This is a genomic window from Caballeronia sp. ATUFL_M2_KS44 (genome assembly GCF_023630965.1).
In the GTDB taxonomy this organism is placed as follows: domain Bacteria; phylum Pseudomonadota; class Gammaproteobacteria; order Burkholderiales; family Burkholderiaceae; genus Caballeronia; species Caballeronia concitans.
Map to the genome: position 1 here is coordinate 22,707 of NZ_JALQEA010000052.1, position 14,764 is coordinate 37,470.

Annotated in this window: 12 protein-coding genes and 1 pseudogene; 5 read left to right on the plus strand and 8 right to left on the minus strand. The window is 64.9% G+C overall.

The genetic code is table 11. The annotated features are described in order from the left end of the window. Nucleotides 1–14 precede the first annotated feature (14 nt). Nucleotides 15–407 (minus strand): hypothetical protein, encoded by a 393-nt coding sequence (locus tag NCR39_RS23075; RefSeq protein ID WP_250454491.1) that lies wholly within the window; start codon nucleotides 405–407, stop codon nucleotides 15–17. Between NCR39_RS23075 and NCR39_RS23080 the strand changes: the two genes are divergently transcribed. The 3 genes from NCR39_RS23080 (at nucleotide 298) to NCR39_RS23090 (ending at nucleotide 2,338) form a co-directional block, all read left to right on the plus strand. Next, nucleotides 298–864, plus strand: a complete 567-nt coding sequence (locus NCR39_RS23080) for a carboxymuconolactone decarboxylase family protein (RefSeq protein ID WP_250454414.1) — start codon at nucleotides 298–300, stop codon at nucleotides 862–864. The genes NCR39_RS23075 and NCR39_RS23080 overlap by 110 nt on opposite strands. Before the next feature lie 25 nt (nucleotides 865–889). After that, nucleotides 890–1,549, plus strand: a complete 660-nt coding sequence (locus tag NCR39_RS23085; protein ID WP_250454415.1) for a peroxiredoxin-like family protein — start codon at nucleotides 890–892, stop codon at nucleotides 1,547–1,549. Nucleotides 1,550–1,612: 63 nt separating this feature from the next. Then, entirely contained in the window at nucleotides 1,613–2,338 is a 726-nt protein-coding gene (locus NCR39_RS23090; RefSeq protein ID WP_250454416.1) for an SDR family oxidoreductase, read from the plus strand. Here the strand turns inward: NCR39_RS23090 and NCR39_RS23095 are convergent. Beyond that, nucleotides 2,315–3,250, minus strand: coding sequence for a LysR family transcriptional regulator (locus NCR39_RS23095; protein ID WP_250454417.1), 936 nt, complete (start codon nucleotides 3,248–3,250; stop codon nucleotides 2,315–2,317). The genes NCR39_RS23090 and NCR39_RS23095 overlap by 24 nt on opposite strands. Before the next feature lie 447 nt (nucleotides 3,251–3,697). Here NCR39_RS23095 and NCR39_RS23105 point away from each other — a divergent pair, with 447 nt between their 5' ends. Beyond that, nucleotides 3,698–5,785, plus strand: a complete 2,088-nt coding sequence (locus NCR39_RS23105; protein WP_502800273.1) for a TonB-dependent receptor — start codon at nucleotides 3,698–3,700, stop codon at nucleotides 5,783–5,785. Nucleotides 5,786–5,985: 200 nt separating this feature from the next. Here the strand turns inward: NCR39_RS23105 and NCR39_RS23110 are convergent, their stop codons facing one another. From NCR39_RS23110 to NCR39_RS23135, 6 genes are all read right to left on the minus strand, one after another. After that, a complete protein-coding gene (locus NCR39_RS23110; RefSeq protein ID WP_250454418.1) occupies nucleotides 5,986–6,786 on the minus strand; it encodes an ATP-binding cassette domain-containing protein in 801 nt (266 codons plus the stop codon). Between the two features lie 8 nt (nucleotides 6,787–6,794). Beyond that, entirely contained in the window at nucleotides 6,795–8,819 is a 2,025-nt protein-coding gene (gene fhuB, locus NCR39_RS23115; protein WP_250454419.1) for a Fe(3+)-hydroxamate ABC transporter permease FhuB, read from the minus strand. Further along, nucleotides 8,812–9,732: an ABC transporter substrate-binding protein gene (locus NCR39_RS23120; RefSeq protein ID WP_250454420.1), complete on the minus strand. Its 921-nt coding sequence runs from the start codon at nucleotides 9,730–9,732 to the stop codon at nucleotides 8,812–8,814. Before NCR39_RS23120 ends, fhuB begins: the two co-directional genes overlap by 8 nt. A 9-nt stretch (nucleotides 9,733–9,741) precedes the next feature. Further along, nucleotides 9,742–11,391, minus strand: a complete 1,650-nt coding sequence (locus NCR39_RS23125) for a cyclic peptide export ABC transporter (RefSeq protein WP_250454421.1) — start codon at nucleotides 11,389–11,391, stop codon at nucleotides 9,742–9,744. A gap of 84 nt (nucleotides 11,392–11,475) precedes the next feature. Beyond that, nucleotides 11,476–13,728: a TonB-dependent siderophore receptor gene (locus tag NCR39_RS23130; protein ID WP_250454422.1), complete on the minus strand. Its 2,253-nt coding sequence runs from the start codon at nucleotides 13,726–13,728 to the stop codon at nucleotides 11,476–11,478. A gap of 135 nt (nucleotides 13,729–13,863) precedes the next feature. Beyond that, nucleotides 13,864–14,277, minus strand: coding sequence for a condensation domain-containing protein (locus tag NCR39_RS23135; protein ID WP_250454423.1), 414 nt, complete (start codon nucleotides 14,275–14,277; stop codon nucleotides 13,864–13,866). A 5-nt stretch (nucleotides 14,278–14,282) separates the two neighbouring features. Between NCR39_RS23135 and NCR39_RS23140 the strand changes: the two are divergent. Next, nucleotides 14,283–14,741, plus strand: a pseudogene (locus NCR39_RS23140) (nitroreductase family protein); the annotation flags it as partial. Nucleotides 14,742–14,764: the final 23 nt, after the last annotated feature.

Consider the following 14,764-nt stretch of genomic DNA (forward strand, 5'->3'; position numbering starts at 1 on the left):
ATCATCGATACGACTCATTTCTCATAAGCTAAGCGATGCGCGCGCATCGTGCCCGGTTGGCACGCCGTATTGTTCGACAGGAAGCGCGCGGTTTCTTGCGGATGCGCCAGGTTCTCGCTCGTCTGCTGCGCGAGCTGATCGAAGAGCAATCGCGCGTGGCAAACCCATCTTGCGATTAGTCGCCTCCGATCCGGCGGCCATTCCATACGGTAATGGCTGTTATTGCCGCTGGCGGCCTTCTCCAAAGGCGCACGGCGTCCGATCATCTGCTCACCGCAACTCGACTCCTTGACCGCGATGAGCACCTTCCCGAAACACACCATCGACGACGCGCCCGAAGCGTCCAAAGCCCTTCTTGAAGGCACGAAAAAAGCGTTTGGCTTCGTGCCGAACCTGCAGTCGTACATGGCTGAAGCGCCGGAGCTACTGGCCGGCTACTCGGCGCTTTGGGACCTGTTTTCGAAAAGCACGCTGACGCCGCACGAACAACAGGTCGTCTATCTCACCTCGAACTTCGAGAACGACTGCCATTACTGCATGGCGGGCCACAGCACGCTCGCGAAGATGATCCATATGGACGAAGGCGTGATCGCCGCGCTGCGCGCCGGCACGCCGCTGCCCGATGCGAAGCTCGAAGCGCTGCATCGCTTCACCACGCGCGTTGTCCGCGCGCGCGGATTCGTGCCGGACGCTGACGTCGACGCGTTCCTCGCTGCCGGCTACGCACGCCGCAACGTGCTGGAAGTGATCCTCGGCGTCGCGACCAAAGTCATGAGCAACTACACGAACCACATCGTGCACACGCCGTACGACGCGTTCATGCAGGGCAACGAGTGGACGAAGCCGCAGGCTGTTTCGGCATAACGGAATCGAACGACGGAGAACCATCATGTCCCTGCAGCAAAAACTCGATGCATTCAAGGGCGGCAAGCCACCGTACAACGCGCCGCCGGAAATCCACCCGATCATGGAGCGCGCCACGGCCGAGCTGATCGCGAGCGGCCAGGCAGGCCGCGCGATCAAGGCCGGCGACCGCGCGCCGCAATTCGACCTGAACGATCAGAACGGTCATCCGGTGTCGTCAGCCGACTTGCTCGCGCAAGGGCCGCTCGTCATCACGTTTTATCGCGGAGTGTGGTGTCCGTATTGCAACATCGAGTTGCAGGCGCTGAACGACGTGTTGCCGCAGATCCGCGCGCTGGGTGCGAACGTCGTCGCGATCTCGCCGCAGACATCGGTGAACAGCCGCAAGTCGGTACGCGACAACAGCCTCGACTTCCCCGTACTGAGCGACGAAAAAGGCGAAACCGGCGCGGCGTTCGGCCTGCGCTTCGCGCTGCCCGATTATCTGGTCGCGCTCTACAAGAAACTGAAGAACGACCTGCCCGCGTTCAACGACGACCCGTCCTGGACGCTGCCGATGCCCGCGCGCTACGTGATCGGACAGGACGGCGTCGTGTTGTACTCGGAGGTCAACCCCGACTACACGCATCGCCCCGAGCCGACTGACATGATTGCTGTGCTCGAAAAGGCCGCAGGCCGCGCCTGACACCCCCTTCCTGGCACCGCCCGAAGCGACACACTGGGCGGTGATTTTCTTGAGACTTCACGGATGACTCAACCCACCCCGCGTACCTTCCTCATTACCGGTGCGACCAAAGGCATTGGCCTCGCGCTCAGCAAGCGGCTCGTGAACGCCGGTCACCGGGTCGTCGGCCTTGCACGCACCGATGCCGACTTCCCCGGCGAGCTCGTGACCGTCGATCTCGGCGACCGCGCCGCAACGGACGCCGTATTTCAGGATCTGACGCGCCGCTTCGGCTTCGACGGCGTCGTCAACAACGTCGGTCTCGTGAAGCCGCAGCGCATCGGTCACGTTGACCTCGGTTCGCTGGACGACGTGTTCGCGGTCAATCTGCATCCGGCCGTTCAGGCCGTGCAGGCGTTGCTGCCCGGCATGCGTTCGCGCCGCTGGGGCCGCGTCGTCAACCTCTCCAGTCTGACTATTCTCGGCATGACCGAGCGCACCGCCTATGCCGCCGCGAAGGCGGCGCTCGTCAGCTTCGCGCGTTCGTGGGCGCTGGAACTCGCGGATACCGGCATCACGGTCAACGCGGTCGCGCCAGGACCGACCGAAACGGAACTGTTCCGCGCGAATAACCAGCCCGGCAGCGAAGGCGAACGGCGTTATCTATCCGCCGTGCCGATGGGCCGCTTCGGCAAGCCCGACGAGATCGCGGCGACCGTCGCGTTTCTGCTCTCGGACGACGCAGGTTTCATGACCGGGCAGACGCTGTACGTGGACGGTGGCGCATCAATCGGCAAGCTGGGATTCTGAAGCTGGCCCCGATGCAGTCGCACCCGCCGCTGCGCCCAGTACCTCCTCGACGAATGCAACGAACGCACGCGCCTTCGACGTCGGCATGCGGCCAGCCGGAAAAACCGCCCACAGATCGACGGGCGGCAAACTCCAGTCCGTGAGCACCGCTCGCACGGTTCCGTCGGCCAGTTCCGGCGAGAACATCCATTCCGATGCAATTGCCAAGCCCAGGTGGCCGAGCACCGCCGTGCGCATGCCCTCGGCAGCGCTCACGCGCACACGGCCGGACACCACGACGGCGACTTCGGTGCCGTTCTGGCTGAACGCCCACGATTCGCCGCCGCCGCGCAACGAGTAGACGATGGCCTGATGACGGCTCAGCTCGGCCGGCGTGCCGGGCACGCCCATCTGCGCGAAATAGTCCGGCGTGCCGATCACGAGACGGCGGCTCTGCGAGATATGGCGTGCGGTCATCGATGAATCGTCGAGGGAGCCCATTCTCAGCGCGACGTCCACGCCCTCCTCGAGCAGATCGATCGAGCGGTCGTCAAGGATGACGTCGAGTTCGAGGTTCGGGTGCCGGTCGAGAAAAACCTTCAGCGCGGGCAGCACGTGCAAACGCGAAAACGTTACTGCAGCGCTGATGCGGAGACGGCCCGACAAACCCGCGGACGATTCATGCACGGCCTGTTCCGCATGGTCGGCCTCCTCGATCGCGCGGCGCGCATGTTCGTAAAAGCGCTGTCCGGCGTCTGTCGGAGTCAGGCCACGCGTCGAACGCAGCAGCAGACGCGCGCCCAGACGCTCTTCAAGCTGCGCGACGGATTTTGACACTGCGGGCTGCCCTAGTGCCAGGCGCCGCGCAGCGGCCGAGAACGACCCCGCTTCGACTACCGCGACGAACGTTTCCATTGCTGCCATCCGATCCATGCAACCCCTGTTCGCTTCTGTTGTTCAACGGGCAGCCCGACGACGCGAAAGAGAATACAGCCGTGCCGGCAATCGTGCACGCTACGGCTGGCGTTGAAGAGCCGCTGGTAACCGGGCGAACCGGTTGCAATCAGGCTGTTTCAGGCTGATAGAAGCCGTAGTCAATATAGCCGCGTGCGTCGCCGCCGTGAAACGTCGTCCGGTCGTAGCGATTCAGAGGTGCGTCCAGACGCAGCCGTTCCGGCAAGTCATGATGGGTCTCACGAATCGATGGCTTGTCTCGTCACAGGAGATTTCTGTTTACGCCACAAATGCAACGATATAACATTGCATCGATGCGTTTAGCGCGGCAAGTGTTTTAGCGTCGCCGCTTCCGCTCATCGCAATGATATAACGTTGCACTCCCAAGAGCCGGCGCTTACGAGACAAATACCTAAAACAACCACCGTGAACAAAAACTCCAAAGACCTAACCAAACGCACGCCTCGCCTCGCTCCGCTGTCTTTGGCGTGCGTCGCCCTGATCGCGCAGGCGCAGGAAAATGCGGCTGTGATCGCCCCTCAGGCTTCCGGCGGTGCGCTCGCTCCCGTCTTCGTGACGGCGAACCCGCTCGGTGACACGGACCTCATCGCGCCCGCGACCGCGCTCTACGGCGATGAACTCACGCGCCGGCAAACGAATTCGCTCGGCGAATCACTCAACGGCCTGCCGGGCGTCTCCACGACCACCTATGGGCCGATGGTCGGCCGCCCGATCATCCGCGGCATGGATGGCGACCGCATCCGCCTCCTTCAGAACGGCGTGGCAGCGTGGGACGCCTCGTCGCTGTCGTATGACCACGCTGTGCCCCAGGAGCCGCTGACCATCGAGCGCGTCGAGATCGTGCGCGGGCCGGCGGCGTTGCTGTACGGCGGCAATGCAATCGGCGGTGTCGTCAATACGATCGACAACCGCATTCCGCGCGAGCCGGTTAAGGGCGTGGACGGCGCGGTCGACGCAAGCTACGGCGGCGCCAACAATGCGCGCGCCGGGGAAGCGATGGTGGAGGGCGGTAACGGCCGCTTCGCCTTCCACGTCGACGCGTTCGATCGCGAAACCAGCAACTTGCGTATTCCCGGCTTCGCCCATTCCGATCGCCAGCGCGCGCTCGACGGCCCGGACGCCGACGAGGCATACGGCAGCATTCCGAACAGCGACGGTCGCTGGCACGGAGGCGCGGTCGGGACGTCGTACACATGGGCCGATGGTTACGCGGGCGTGTCGTACAACGGCTACGAAGCGAACTATGGCTCCGTCGCGGAAGACGACGTGCGATTGCGCATGCATCAGGATCACGTCGCGCTGGCGTCCGAAGTACGCAATCTGCAAGGACCGTTTTCGCAATTGAAGTTCGATTTCGGGTACACGGATTACGAGCACCGGGAAATCGACAACGGCGAGACGAGCACGACTTTCCGCAACCACGGCTATGAAGCGCGGCTGGAAGCGCGACACCGCAAGATCGGTCCGCTGGAAGGTGCGATTGGCGTGCAGATCAGCCAGGATACGTTCTCGGCGCTCGGGGACGAAGCACTCGTGCCGACCACGCAGACGACCAACGTGGCGCTGTTCGGGCTGGAGGAGTGGAACGTCACCGATGCGCTCAAGCTCAGCGCGGGGGCACGCTACGAACACGTGAAGCAAGATCCCACCGCGGCCGGCAACGATAAGTTCGCGAGCGCTGCGGATCGCGACTTCAACGCCGTGAGCGCGTCGCTCGGCGCGCTTTATAAACTCACCCCGGCGTGGGCCGTAGCCGGCAATATCGCGTACACGGAGCGCGCGCCGGCCCTGTATGAACTCTTTGCCAACGGACCGCACGACGCGACCGGTCAATACCTGATCGGCAACCCGGATGCGCACAAAGAGAAAGCGGTGTCGGCCGATCTTTCGTTGCGCTACGCGAGCGGGCCAAACAAGGGAAGCATTGGCGTCTTCTACAGCCGTTTCCGGAACTATCTCACCGAATACAACACCGGCCGCCTTGTCGACGATGATGACCACGTGGTGGCGCCCGGCACCGACGACGCGTTGAACGAGGCTGTCTATCGTGGCGTGCGAGCCGAGTTCTACGGCATCGAGTGGGACAACAAGTGGCGTATTTACGAACGCGGCGCGCACAAAGTCGATTTCTCGCTGGTCGGCGACTATACGCACGCACGAAACATCGACACCGGCGAGCCGCTGCCGCGGATCTCACCGTTGCGCGCGACCGTCGCGTTGGATTATGGCTATGGGCCCTTCGGCGCGCGTGCGGAGATGGAGCATGCATGGGCACAGCATCGCGTGCCTGAGAACGACCTGCCGACCGCGAGCTACACGAAACTCGGCTTGATGCTCACCTATAAATTCCATGTCGGTACGACTCACTGGCTCGCCTATGTTCGCGGGGACAACCTGACCAATCAGGATATTCGATACGCGAGTTCTGTCGTACGCGATATCGCACCCGAAGGCGGGCGCAGCGTGATGGTCGGCCTGCGCACGACTTTCTAGCTTCGTTGCGCGGCTACCCTCGCCGCCGTCGCTCAGCCGACAGATTCGTGGTCTCGGCGGCGAAGACCCGCTCAAGGACGCGTCAGTGAGCGCAAGATGCGCGGATCGTGCTGGATATTCAGTTCGGGTTGGGCGTTGCAGTCAAGAAGAAAGTGCTTGCCACGCCAAGTACGAAGAACAGTCGATGCCTAAGCTCGTAGTCAATGCGCGAAGCTGATCGGCGTGCCGCCGCGCGGGTTCGGGACAATGCCCATCGGAATGCCGTAGATGGCTTCGAGCGTGTCGGCACGCATCAGATCCGCCGACGGCCCGCTCGCGAGAAGACGGCCACTCTTCAGGGCGACGAGATCGTCGCAGAAGCGCACCGCCATGTTGATGTCGTGCAGCACGACGATGACCGACAGCCCCCGCTTCTGGCTCAGTTCGCGCACGAGACCGAGCACTTCGATCTGATGCGCGATATCGAGCGCGGAGATCGGCTCGTCGAGCAGGAGGCAGTCGCTGTCCTGCGCGACCAGCATCGCTAGCCACACGCGCTGCCGCTCGCCGCCTGAAAGACTGTCGACGGCACGCTCGGCGAAGCGCACCACATCGGTCAGCTCCATCGCTTCGAGCACCTTCGCGCCGTCGCGCACGCCGAAGCGTCCGAGCGCGCCGTGCCACGGATAGCGCCCGAGCGAGACGAGTTCGCGCACCGTCATGCCGTCGGCGGCGGGCGGCTGCTGCGGCAAATAGGCGACCTTGCGCGCGAGCGCACGATTCTCCCAGTGCGCGAGCGGCCTGCCGGCAAAGCGGATATCGCCCGAAGTCGGCGTCTGCTGGCGCGCGAGCAGCTTGAGCAGCGTGCTCTTGCCCGATCCGTTATGACCGATGAGTCCGCACACGCGCCGCGCCGGCAGCGCGAGGCGCAGCGGCTGCAGCAGCACGCGCGAGCCGAGCGAGAACGACGCGTCGTCGATCTGGTAGATGAGGCCGTCGTGGGCCGCGAGATCCGAATTCATCGATATGTTCAAGGCGCGGCGCGTCCGCGCAGCATCAGCCACATGAAATAGAGTCCGCCGACGAGCGTCGCTTGCAAACCCACCGGCACCTGATACGGAAAGAGCATGTTGCGCCCGAGCCAGTCGGCCAGGACCATCACGAGCGCGCCGAGCATCGCGGCGCTCGCGAGTTGCGCCGCCGCGCGCCGGAAACCGAGCATGCGCGCGAGATGCGGCGCCATCAGGCCGACGAAGCTGAGCGGACCGACCACCATCGTGGCGACGCCCGTCAGCGCGGCGGCGAGCAGCATCAGCGCGATGCGGCTTGCGTCCAGTCCGACGCCGAGGCTGCGCGAAAGCGTATCGCCGAGCGGCAGGATATCGAGCCAGCGCGCAAAGCACAGCGCCGCCGCGAACAGCACGGCGAGCGCGGCGCACGCGAAGGCCGCATCGTCGACGGACACGCCATAGGTCGAGCCGGACAGCCACGCGAGCAGGTTCGTGAGACGCGGATCGCCGGTGGCGAGCAGCACGCTCACCAACGCGCTGAACGCGGTGCCGAGCGCGACGCCGAGCAGCAGCATGCGCTCCGGCGCGAAGTGATAGCGGCGGCCGAGCGCGAGCATCACGAGGAGCGCGCCAAAAGCGCCTGCACCCGCCGCGCCGGTCTGCAGCCAACGCCCGGCTGCCGGTGCGATGAACGCGAGCGCGATCACGCCGAGCGATGCGCCCGCGGAAATGCCGAGCACCTCGGGACTTGCCATCGAGTTGCCGGTCACGCGCTGGAGAATCGCACCCGCGAGCGCGAGCATCGCCCCGGCCGCGAGCGCGACGGCCACGCGCGGCGCGCGCCAGGGCAGCAGCGCATCGAAGTTCGTGCCGCGCGCCCAGGTCCAGCCGTGCGGCGAGCCGCCCACCGTCACGCCGAGCACGACAGCCGCGGCGAGCAGCACGACCCCGAACGCGATCCAGCGCGGCAGATGCACGCGCCTGAAGCCGATCGCGTCCGCCGACAGATCGATCGTATCGGGCAGCGCGGGCAGACGCGGCAGCAGCCAGAAGACGAAAGGCGCGCCCACGAGCGACATCACCGCGCCGGTCGGTAAGCCGGTGCGGCCACCCGGAATCATCTGCACCAGCTCGTCGGTGATCCACAGCAGCGCCGCGCCGAAGAGCGGCGCCCACACGAGACGCGAGCGAAAACGCCGCGCCCCCGCGAGCCGCACGACGAGCGGCGCGAGCATGCCGAGAAAGCCGATCACGCCGACCGACGCCACCACCGATGCGCTCAAGAACACCGCCAGCGCCAGCGCCGCGAAGCGCACGACGCGCAGCGAGACGCCGAGCGACTGCGCGCCGGCATCGGTGAGCGACATCATCGTGAGCGGCCGCACGAGCGCGGCAGCGAGCACCGCGCCCGCTGCGAGATGCGGCAGCAGCGCGCGCGGCGCATCCCAGTTGTTCTGCGACAGCGACCCCGCGCTCCACATGAAGAGCGACACCAGCGTCTCGCGATGAAACAGCGTGAGCACGGCGCCGAGCGAGCCGCAATAGAACGTGACGATGAGCCCCGCGAGAATCAGCGCAACCGGCGCGAGCCGGCGCCGCCAGGCCAACGCGAGCACGAGCACGAGCAGCATGGACGCGACCGCGCCCGCGAGCGCGACCCATTGCTGTCCGCCGAACAACCACTGCGGCGCGAAGAGCGTCGCCATCGTGAGCGCGAGCGATGCGCCCGCCGACACGCCGAGCGTCGTCGGTTCGGCGAGCGGATTGCGCAGCACCTGCTGGAATATCGCGCCCGCGAGCGCGAGCTGCGCGCCCCCGAGCAGACACACGGCGATGCGTGGCGCGACGCTCTGATGCACGACGATCTGCCGCAGATCGCGCAGGTCGGGATCGACGAGCGCGCGCCACCACAAATGCCCGGGCAGGAGTTCGGCGAAGTGGCGCAACGACAGCGCAAACGCGCAGCCCATCAGCACGGCGACGAGCCAGACAGGATGCATGCGCAAGCGGCGCGGCGCGGCGCTCATGGCGACGGTCTCAGCCACGTGCCACGCTCCCGTTTCGCGTGGCCGCGACGAGACCTTGCGTGAGGCCATCGGCGCATTGCACCGCGCACGAAGCCGCGCCGTACGTGAAAAAGCCCGACAGCGGATGAAACCGTCCTTGCGCGACGAAGGGCAAGCTGCGCCATAGCGGGCTGCGCGCCAGGTTCGAAAGCGCGATCCGGTCCCGCGCGCCGTGGCTGATGTAGAACATCTGCGCATCGGCCATCGGGGCGAGATCTTCGATGTTGAGCAGCACCCAGCCGGTGCCGGTATCGCCGCGCCACGCGTTGGCGATCCCCAGCCGCGTCATGACGTCGTGAATCATGCTGTTGGGACCGTAGACGAAGAGACGCCGGCCGTCGTCATAGAGATCGACGACGAGCACGGGCGGCACGACGAGCGTGTCTATCGTCGCGGCACGGGACGCGAGCCGGCGTTCGACATCGTCGAGATAGGCGTGTGCCTGCGGTAGCCGGTCGAGCCTTGCGGCGAGCCGGCCGGTTTCCGCGACCGCACGCGCAAGCGGCCTGCCGCGCTGCGGATCGTAGATGTCGATGGCGAACGTCGGCGCGATACGCCGAAGCTGCGCGTCGAGATTCGACTGGCCCTGATCGAGCACGATGAGATCGGGCTTTAGCTGCGCGAGCAGTTCGAGGTTCGGCTCGCTGTGCGACCCGAGTTCCAGCACGCCCGGCGGCATCGGCGGCAGCGCGCCGACTTCGGGATAGCTTTCGAGTTCGGTGAGCGCGATCGGCGGCGCGCCGATGGACGCGAGAATCTGCGCGCCCGCCCAGCTCAACGACGCGACGCGTGGCGGCATGGCCGCGCGCACCCGCGATGCCAACGGAAGACACGCGAGCGCGCCCAGCACGCGGCGGCGTCTTGGATTCATCGTGGAATGACGAGTCTTCACTGCGCAACTTCATCCCAGCGAAACGCGTTCCGGCGCGTGGGCGAACTCCTCGCCACGCCCTTGCTCGACAAGCTGTCCGTAATCCAGCTTCAGGTAGCGATCGGCGAGATGGAAGTACCGGTCGTCGTGCGAGATCACGAGCACGGTCTTGCCCTGCGCCTTCAGATCCGGCAGCAGCCGGCGATAGAACACATCCTTGAAGACCGGGTCCTGATCGGCGGCCCATTCGTCGAACACGTAGAACGGGCGATCCTCAAGATAAGTGACGAGCAGCGCGAGACGCTTTCGCTGCCCTTGCGAGAGATCGGTGGTCGAGAACACGCCCTTCTCGATCTTCACCTTGTGATCCAGATGCAGCGCGGCGAGCAAGGCCTGCGCGCGCGCGTCGAGGCCGTCGAGCTGCAGGCCGTGCAGCGCTTCGAAGAGATAGAAGTCGCTGAACACCACCGAGAAATGCTGCCGATAAATATCGCGCTCCGCTTCGCCCACCGGCTTGCCGTCGAGCAGGATGCGGCCGCCCTCGGGCGCATAGAGACCGACGAGCATCTTCGCGAGCGTCGTCTTGCCGCTGCCGTTGCCGCCGATCAGAAAGACCAGTTCGCCCGGCGCGAAGTAAAGATCGATCGGCCCGAGCGTGAACACTTCGTCTTCGCGCTCGCGGTAATAGCGATGCGTGACGCCTTCCAGCACGATGCTCTCGAACGCGGCGGCTTCACTCGCGGGCAGCGTGTTCTCCGGCGGAAGATCGGCGTTGATCGCGTCGATACGCTCGATGGCGACCTTCGCGGAACTGATGCTCGGCAGCGCGGAGAGCAGCCCTTCGATCGGCATGATCATGTAGAGGAAGATCATTGCGTAGCCGGACATCACCGGCCCTTGCACGGGATAGAAGCGCGAGAGCAGGAACAGCACGCAGCCGATGAACGCGAAGAAGATGAAGCTGCCCCAGCTCGCGGCCGCTGCATACAGCACGTAGCCGCGCGTTCTTTGCACGCGCACCGCTTCGACGTTGGTGGCGAGCGTATCGTCGATGAACGCCTCCTTGCGATGACGATGCAGCTTCAGTTCCTTCGCGCCGTCGAAGAGCGCGCGGAATAGCTTCACGAGATCGTCTTCGCGGCGTCGCGAGGCGCGCAGATGGAACTCCGCGCGCGTGTTCGCCAGATGAAAACCCAGCGAGCCGAGAAAAATGGTGACGATCGCGAACAGCAGGATTTGCCAGGACAGGTAACCGAGATACATCAGGCAGCCGGCGATGACCGCGCCTTGCATCGCGAGATTCGGCAGGCTCACGAAGAACACGACGATGGAATCGAGATCGGCGGTCAGCACCGACAGCGCGCGCGCCGCGCCCTGTTTCTCCAGATGCTGAAACGAGGCTGCGCCGATGCGTCGGATCGTGCTCATGCGCAGCGTCGCCTTGGCGTTCTGGCCGAGCTTCATGAAAAGCGTCGACGACACCGCGCGCGTGACCAGCACGAGCACGCTCAGCGCCAGGAACTTGAAGCCGAGCGCGCCGAGCGTTTCACTCGACGCGCCGAGCGCCTGATTGATGAGCGCGACGAGACCCGCGCTCGCGAGACCGCTGATCACGCTCGTGACCATCGCGACGAGCAGCGTCCAGCGCGAACTGCGAATCAGATACCAGATCAGCGACATCCCTGCTCTCCTTCGCGGATGCCGGCAAGCCGCGCCGGCATCGAGTATTTCAACTGCGACACTGCAATGCGCGAAGCACGCAGATTACCACTGGTATGTCGCGCGTCCGACCACGCTGCGGCGCAGGCCATAGCTGCAGTAGGTATCGCTCTGACAGTTCACGTAGATGCGGTCGAACAGGTTGTGCGCGTTGACCGAGAAGCGCCAGTGTTCGATGTCGTAATGAATCGCGGCATCGACGAGCGTGGTCGACGCGAGCTTCAGCGTATTGGCCTGATCGCCGTACTGCGAGCCGATATAACGAATGCCGCCGCCGAAACCGAGCCCTTTGAGCGGACCCGTCTGCAGGGTCTTGTCGACCCACAGGCTCGCCATGTTGTGCGGCACGTTCGCCGCGCGATTGCCCGCATAGCCCTGATCGCTGTCGGTGATCTCGCCGTTCATGTACGTATAGGCGGCGGTCAGCGAAAGGCCGCTGCCGAGATCCGCCACGCCCGACAACTCGACGCCGCGCACGCGCACGCCGCCCGTCTGCACGACGAAGTTGCCGTCCGGATGATCGAAGTCCGGCTCCACGACGTTCTTCTGCTTGATGTTGTACAGCGAGAGCATCGCGAAGCTCTTCTGGTTCTTCGGCTGGAACTTCACGCCCACTTCCACGCTCTGTCCCGTGGTCGGCTTGAGCGCCGAGCCGTCGAAGGTCGTGCCGAGGCCGGGCTGGAACGACGTCGCGTAGTTCACGTAGGGCGCGAAGCCGCTGTCGAACAGATAAACGAGACCCGCGCGGTATGTGAAGCGGTTTGCGTCGTTGTCCTGCGAATTCGCCCCGGCGATGTTGTCGAACTGCTTCGTGCTGGTCCAGTCCTGCCGCACGCCGACGGTGGCCACGAGCTTGCCGAAGCGGATCTGGTCCTGCGCGTAGACGCCGAGCTGGTTGAGCGTGTCGTGTACGCTGAAGTCGGGCGAATCCGGCAGCACGATGCTGCTCGCGCCGCTATACACCGGCGCATAGGCGTTGATCGACGGGACTTCGGCCGCATCGCGCTCGTCCCAGCTATCCACCGAACGCGTGTAGTCGAGACCGACGAGCACCGTATGTTCGACCGGGCCCGTGCCGAATCTGAGTTGCGCCTGATTGTCGACCGTGAAGACGTTGGAACTCGCGCGCGCGGCATACGCGTAGCGGTCGAGCGTTTGCAGATCGTCTTCAAGTCCCGCATCGCCGACGATCTTCTGATCCAGATGCGTATGCGAATAACGCAGGTTCTGGCGCACCGTCAGGATATCGCTGAAGCGATGTTCGAATTCGTAGCCGATCGCTTCGTCCGTGCGGCGATATTCGTTGAACTGCGGTTCGCCGAGGAACGTGCCGGTGCCGATGCGTCCGAACGGACTGCCGTACAACGTGCCGACGGAAGGCAAGTCGACGTTCTGGCGGCCCGTGTCGCGATAGCTGAAGTGCGAGAGCAGCGTGAAAGTCGTATCGGCGTTGGGTCTCCATGTCAGCGCGGGCGCGACATAGATGTGCTTGTCCTGCACGAAGGCCGTCTGCGTGCTTTCGCTGCTCGAATCCGCGGTGAAGCGATACAGCAGCGAGCCGTCCTTGTTCACCGGCCCGGACAGATCGACGCGCCCGCCGATCAGCCCTCGGCTGCCGACTTCGATCGACGCTTCATGCAGCGGATCGGCGGTCGGCCGCTTCGTGACGAGGTTCACCATGCCGCCCGGAATGTTCTGGCCGTACAGCACCGAAGCCGGGCCGCGAAGAATGTCGATGCGTTCCAGCCCGTAGGTGTCGTACGCCGGCGACAGCACGGTGAAGAAGGTCTGGGTCGAGAGACCGTCGACGAAGGGCATCGTCTGCTGGAAGCCGCGCACGGTGTAATAGTCGACGGTCGAATCGAGGCCGCCGAACTGCTCGCCGACGACGCCGGGCGTGTAACGCAGCGCTTCGCCCACCGTTTGCGCGGCCTGTGCCTGCATCTGGTCGGCGGTGATGACCGAGATCGACTGCGGCGTCTCGACGATCGGCGTATCCGTCTTGGTCCCCGTGCCGCTGCGCTTGGCCACGTATCCTTCGACGGGACCGGTCGCGGTTTCCTTCTCGCGCTCGCCCGTGACGATCACCGGCTTGAGTTGCTGCCCCGTGCCGCTGGGGTTGGACGGCTGCACGGTCTGCGGCGCGCGGCCTTCCTCGGTCGTCGCCGGGTCGATGCCCGAGCCCGCGCTTTGCGCGTGCGCTGCGCCGCCGAACAGCAAGAACGCCGCGACTGCGATGTTCCGCTTGCGCAGACCGCGCGCGATAGGCGACGGATCGGTCCGCTCTCCTCTTGCCATGACGTTCTTATGCCTGCACGCTGTCATGCCCCGCCCTTGTTTTCAGAAGACTTACGTGATTGAAGATATCGCCGTGCAAATCCAAGGCAACGCGCTGCGAAACGAATAGAAACCGCGTGGAAAACACCCGCCGGACTATAACCGAGACAAGCTCGTAATTGCAAATGATTCGCATTCATGCGATGGATTCCCGTTGTATCGAAGTGTCATCAGAGCGCCGAAATCAGGTCGAGCATCGTTCGTGAGCGCGTCGAGCAAGTTCGACACATGCCGCGCGATCCCGGCGACGCTCGCTTCATCGAACGCATCGCGCGCGAATGAAAAGTCGATGCGCAATCCGGCATCCGGCGTGCCGGGCCGCTGCGTGATCGACACCGTGCGCGGATAGCTCGTCTGCTCGCGCGCGCGGATTCCCGAAAACGCGAGTCCTCCGTGCGCCACGCCGCGCAGTGCATCGTCGAGCGGATAGTTCTCGAACACGAGGATGCTGTCGAACAGCGCCTGCCCGCCTGCGAGTCGCGCAAGGCGCTGAATGTCGTACAGCGCCATGTGTTCGTGAGTCGCACTGGCCGCTCATCGAGCCCGCGCCAACGGACGATGAACTTTCGCTGATCGTCGATGCCGCCCTGCGTGCGCCGGATCATGGCCGTCTGCGTCCGTGGCGCTTCGTCGTCGTGCGCGGCGAAGCGCGCGAGGCGCTCGGACAGGTGCTCGTCGATGTCGCCCGCGCGCGGGAGCCGGACGAGCCTGCGGAAACGTACGAGCATCGGCGACAGCGTGCGCAGGCCGTTCCGATGATCATCGCGCTGGGCGCGGCCGTATCCGCCGAATCGCATATTCCGGAGATCGAGCAACTGCTGTCGGTCGGCGCCGCGACGACGAACATGCTCAACGCGATCCACGCGCTCGGCTATGGCGGGTTCTGGGCGACCGGTCCCGACGCTTACGACGCGACCTTACGCGGCGCGCTGCGTTTTCAGTCGTCCGAACGGCTTCTGGGCTTTCTGTTCGTCACGGGCGTGCGGAACTCGAAGGT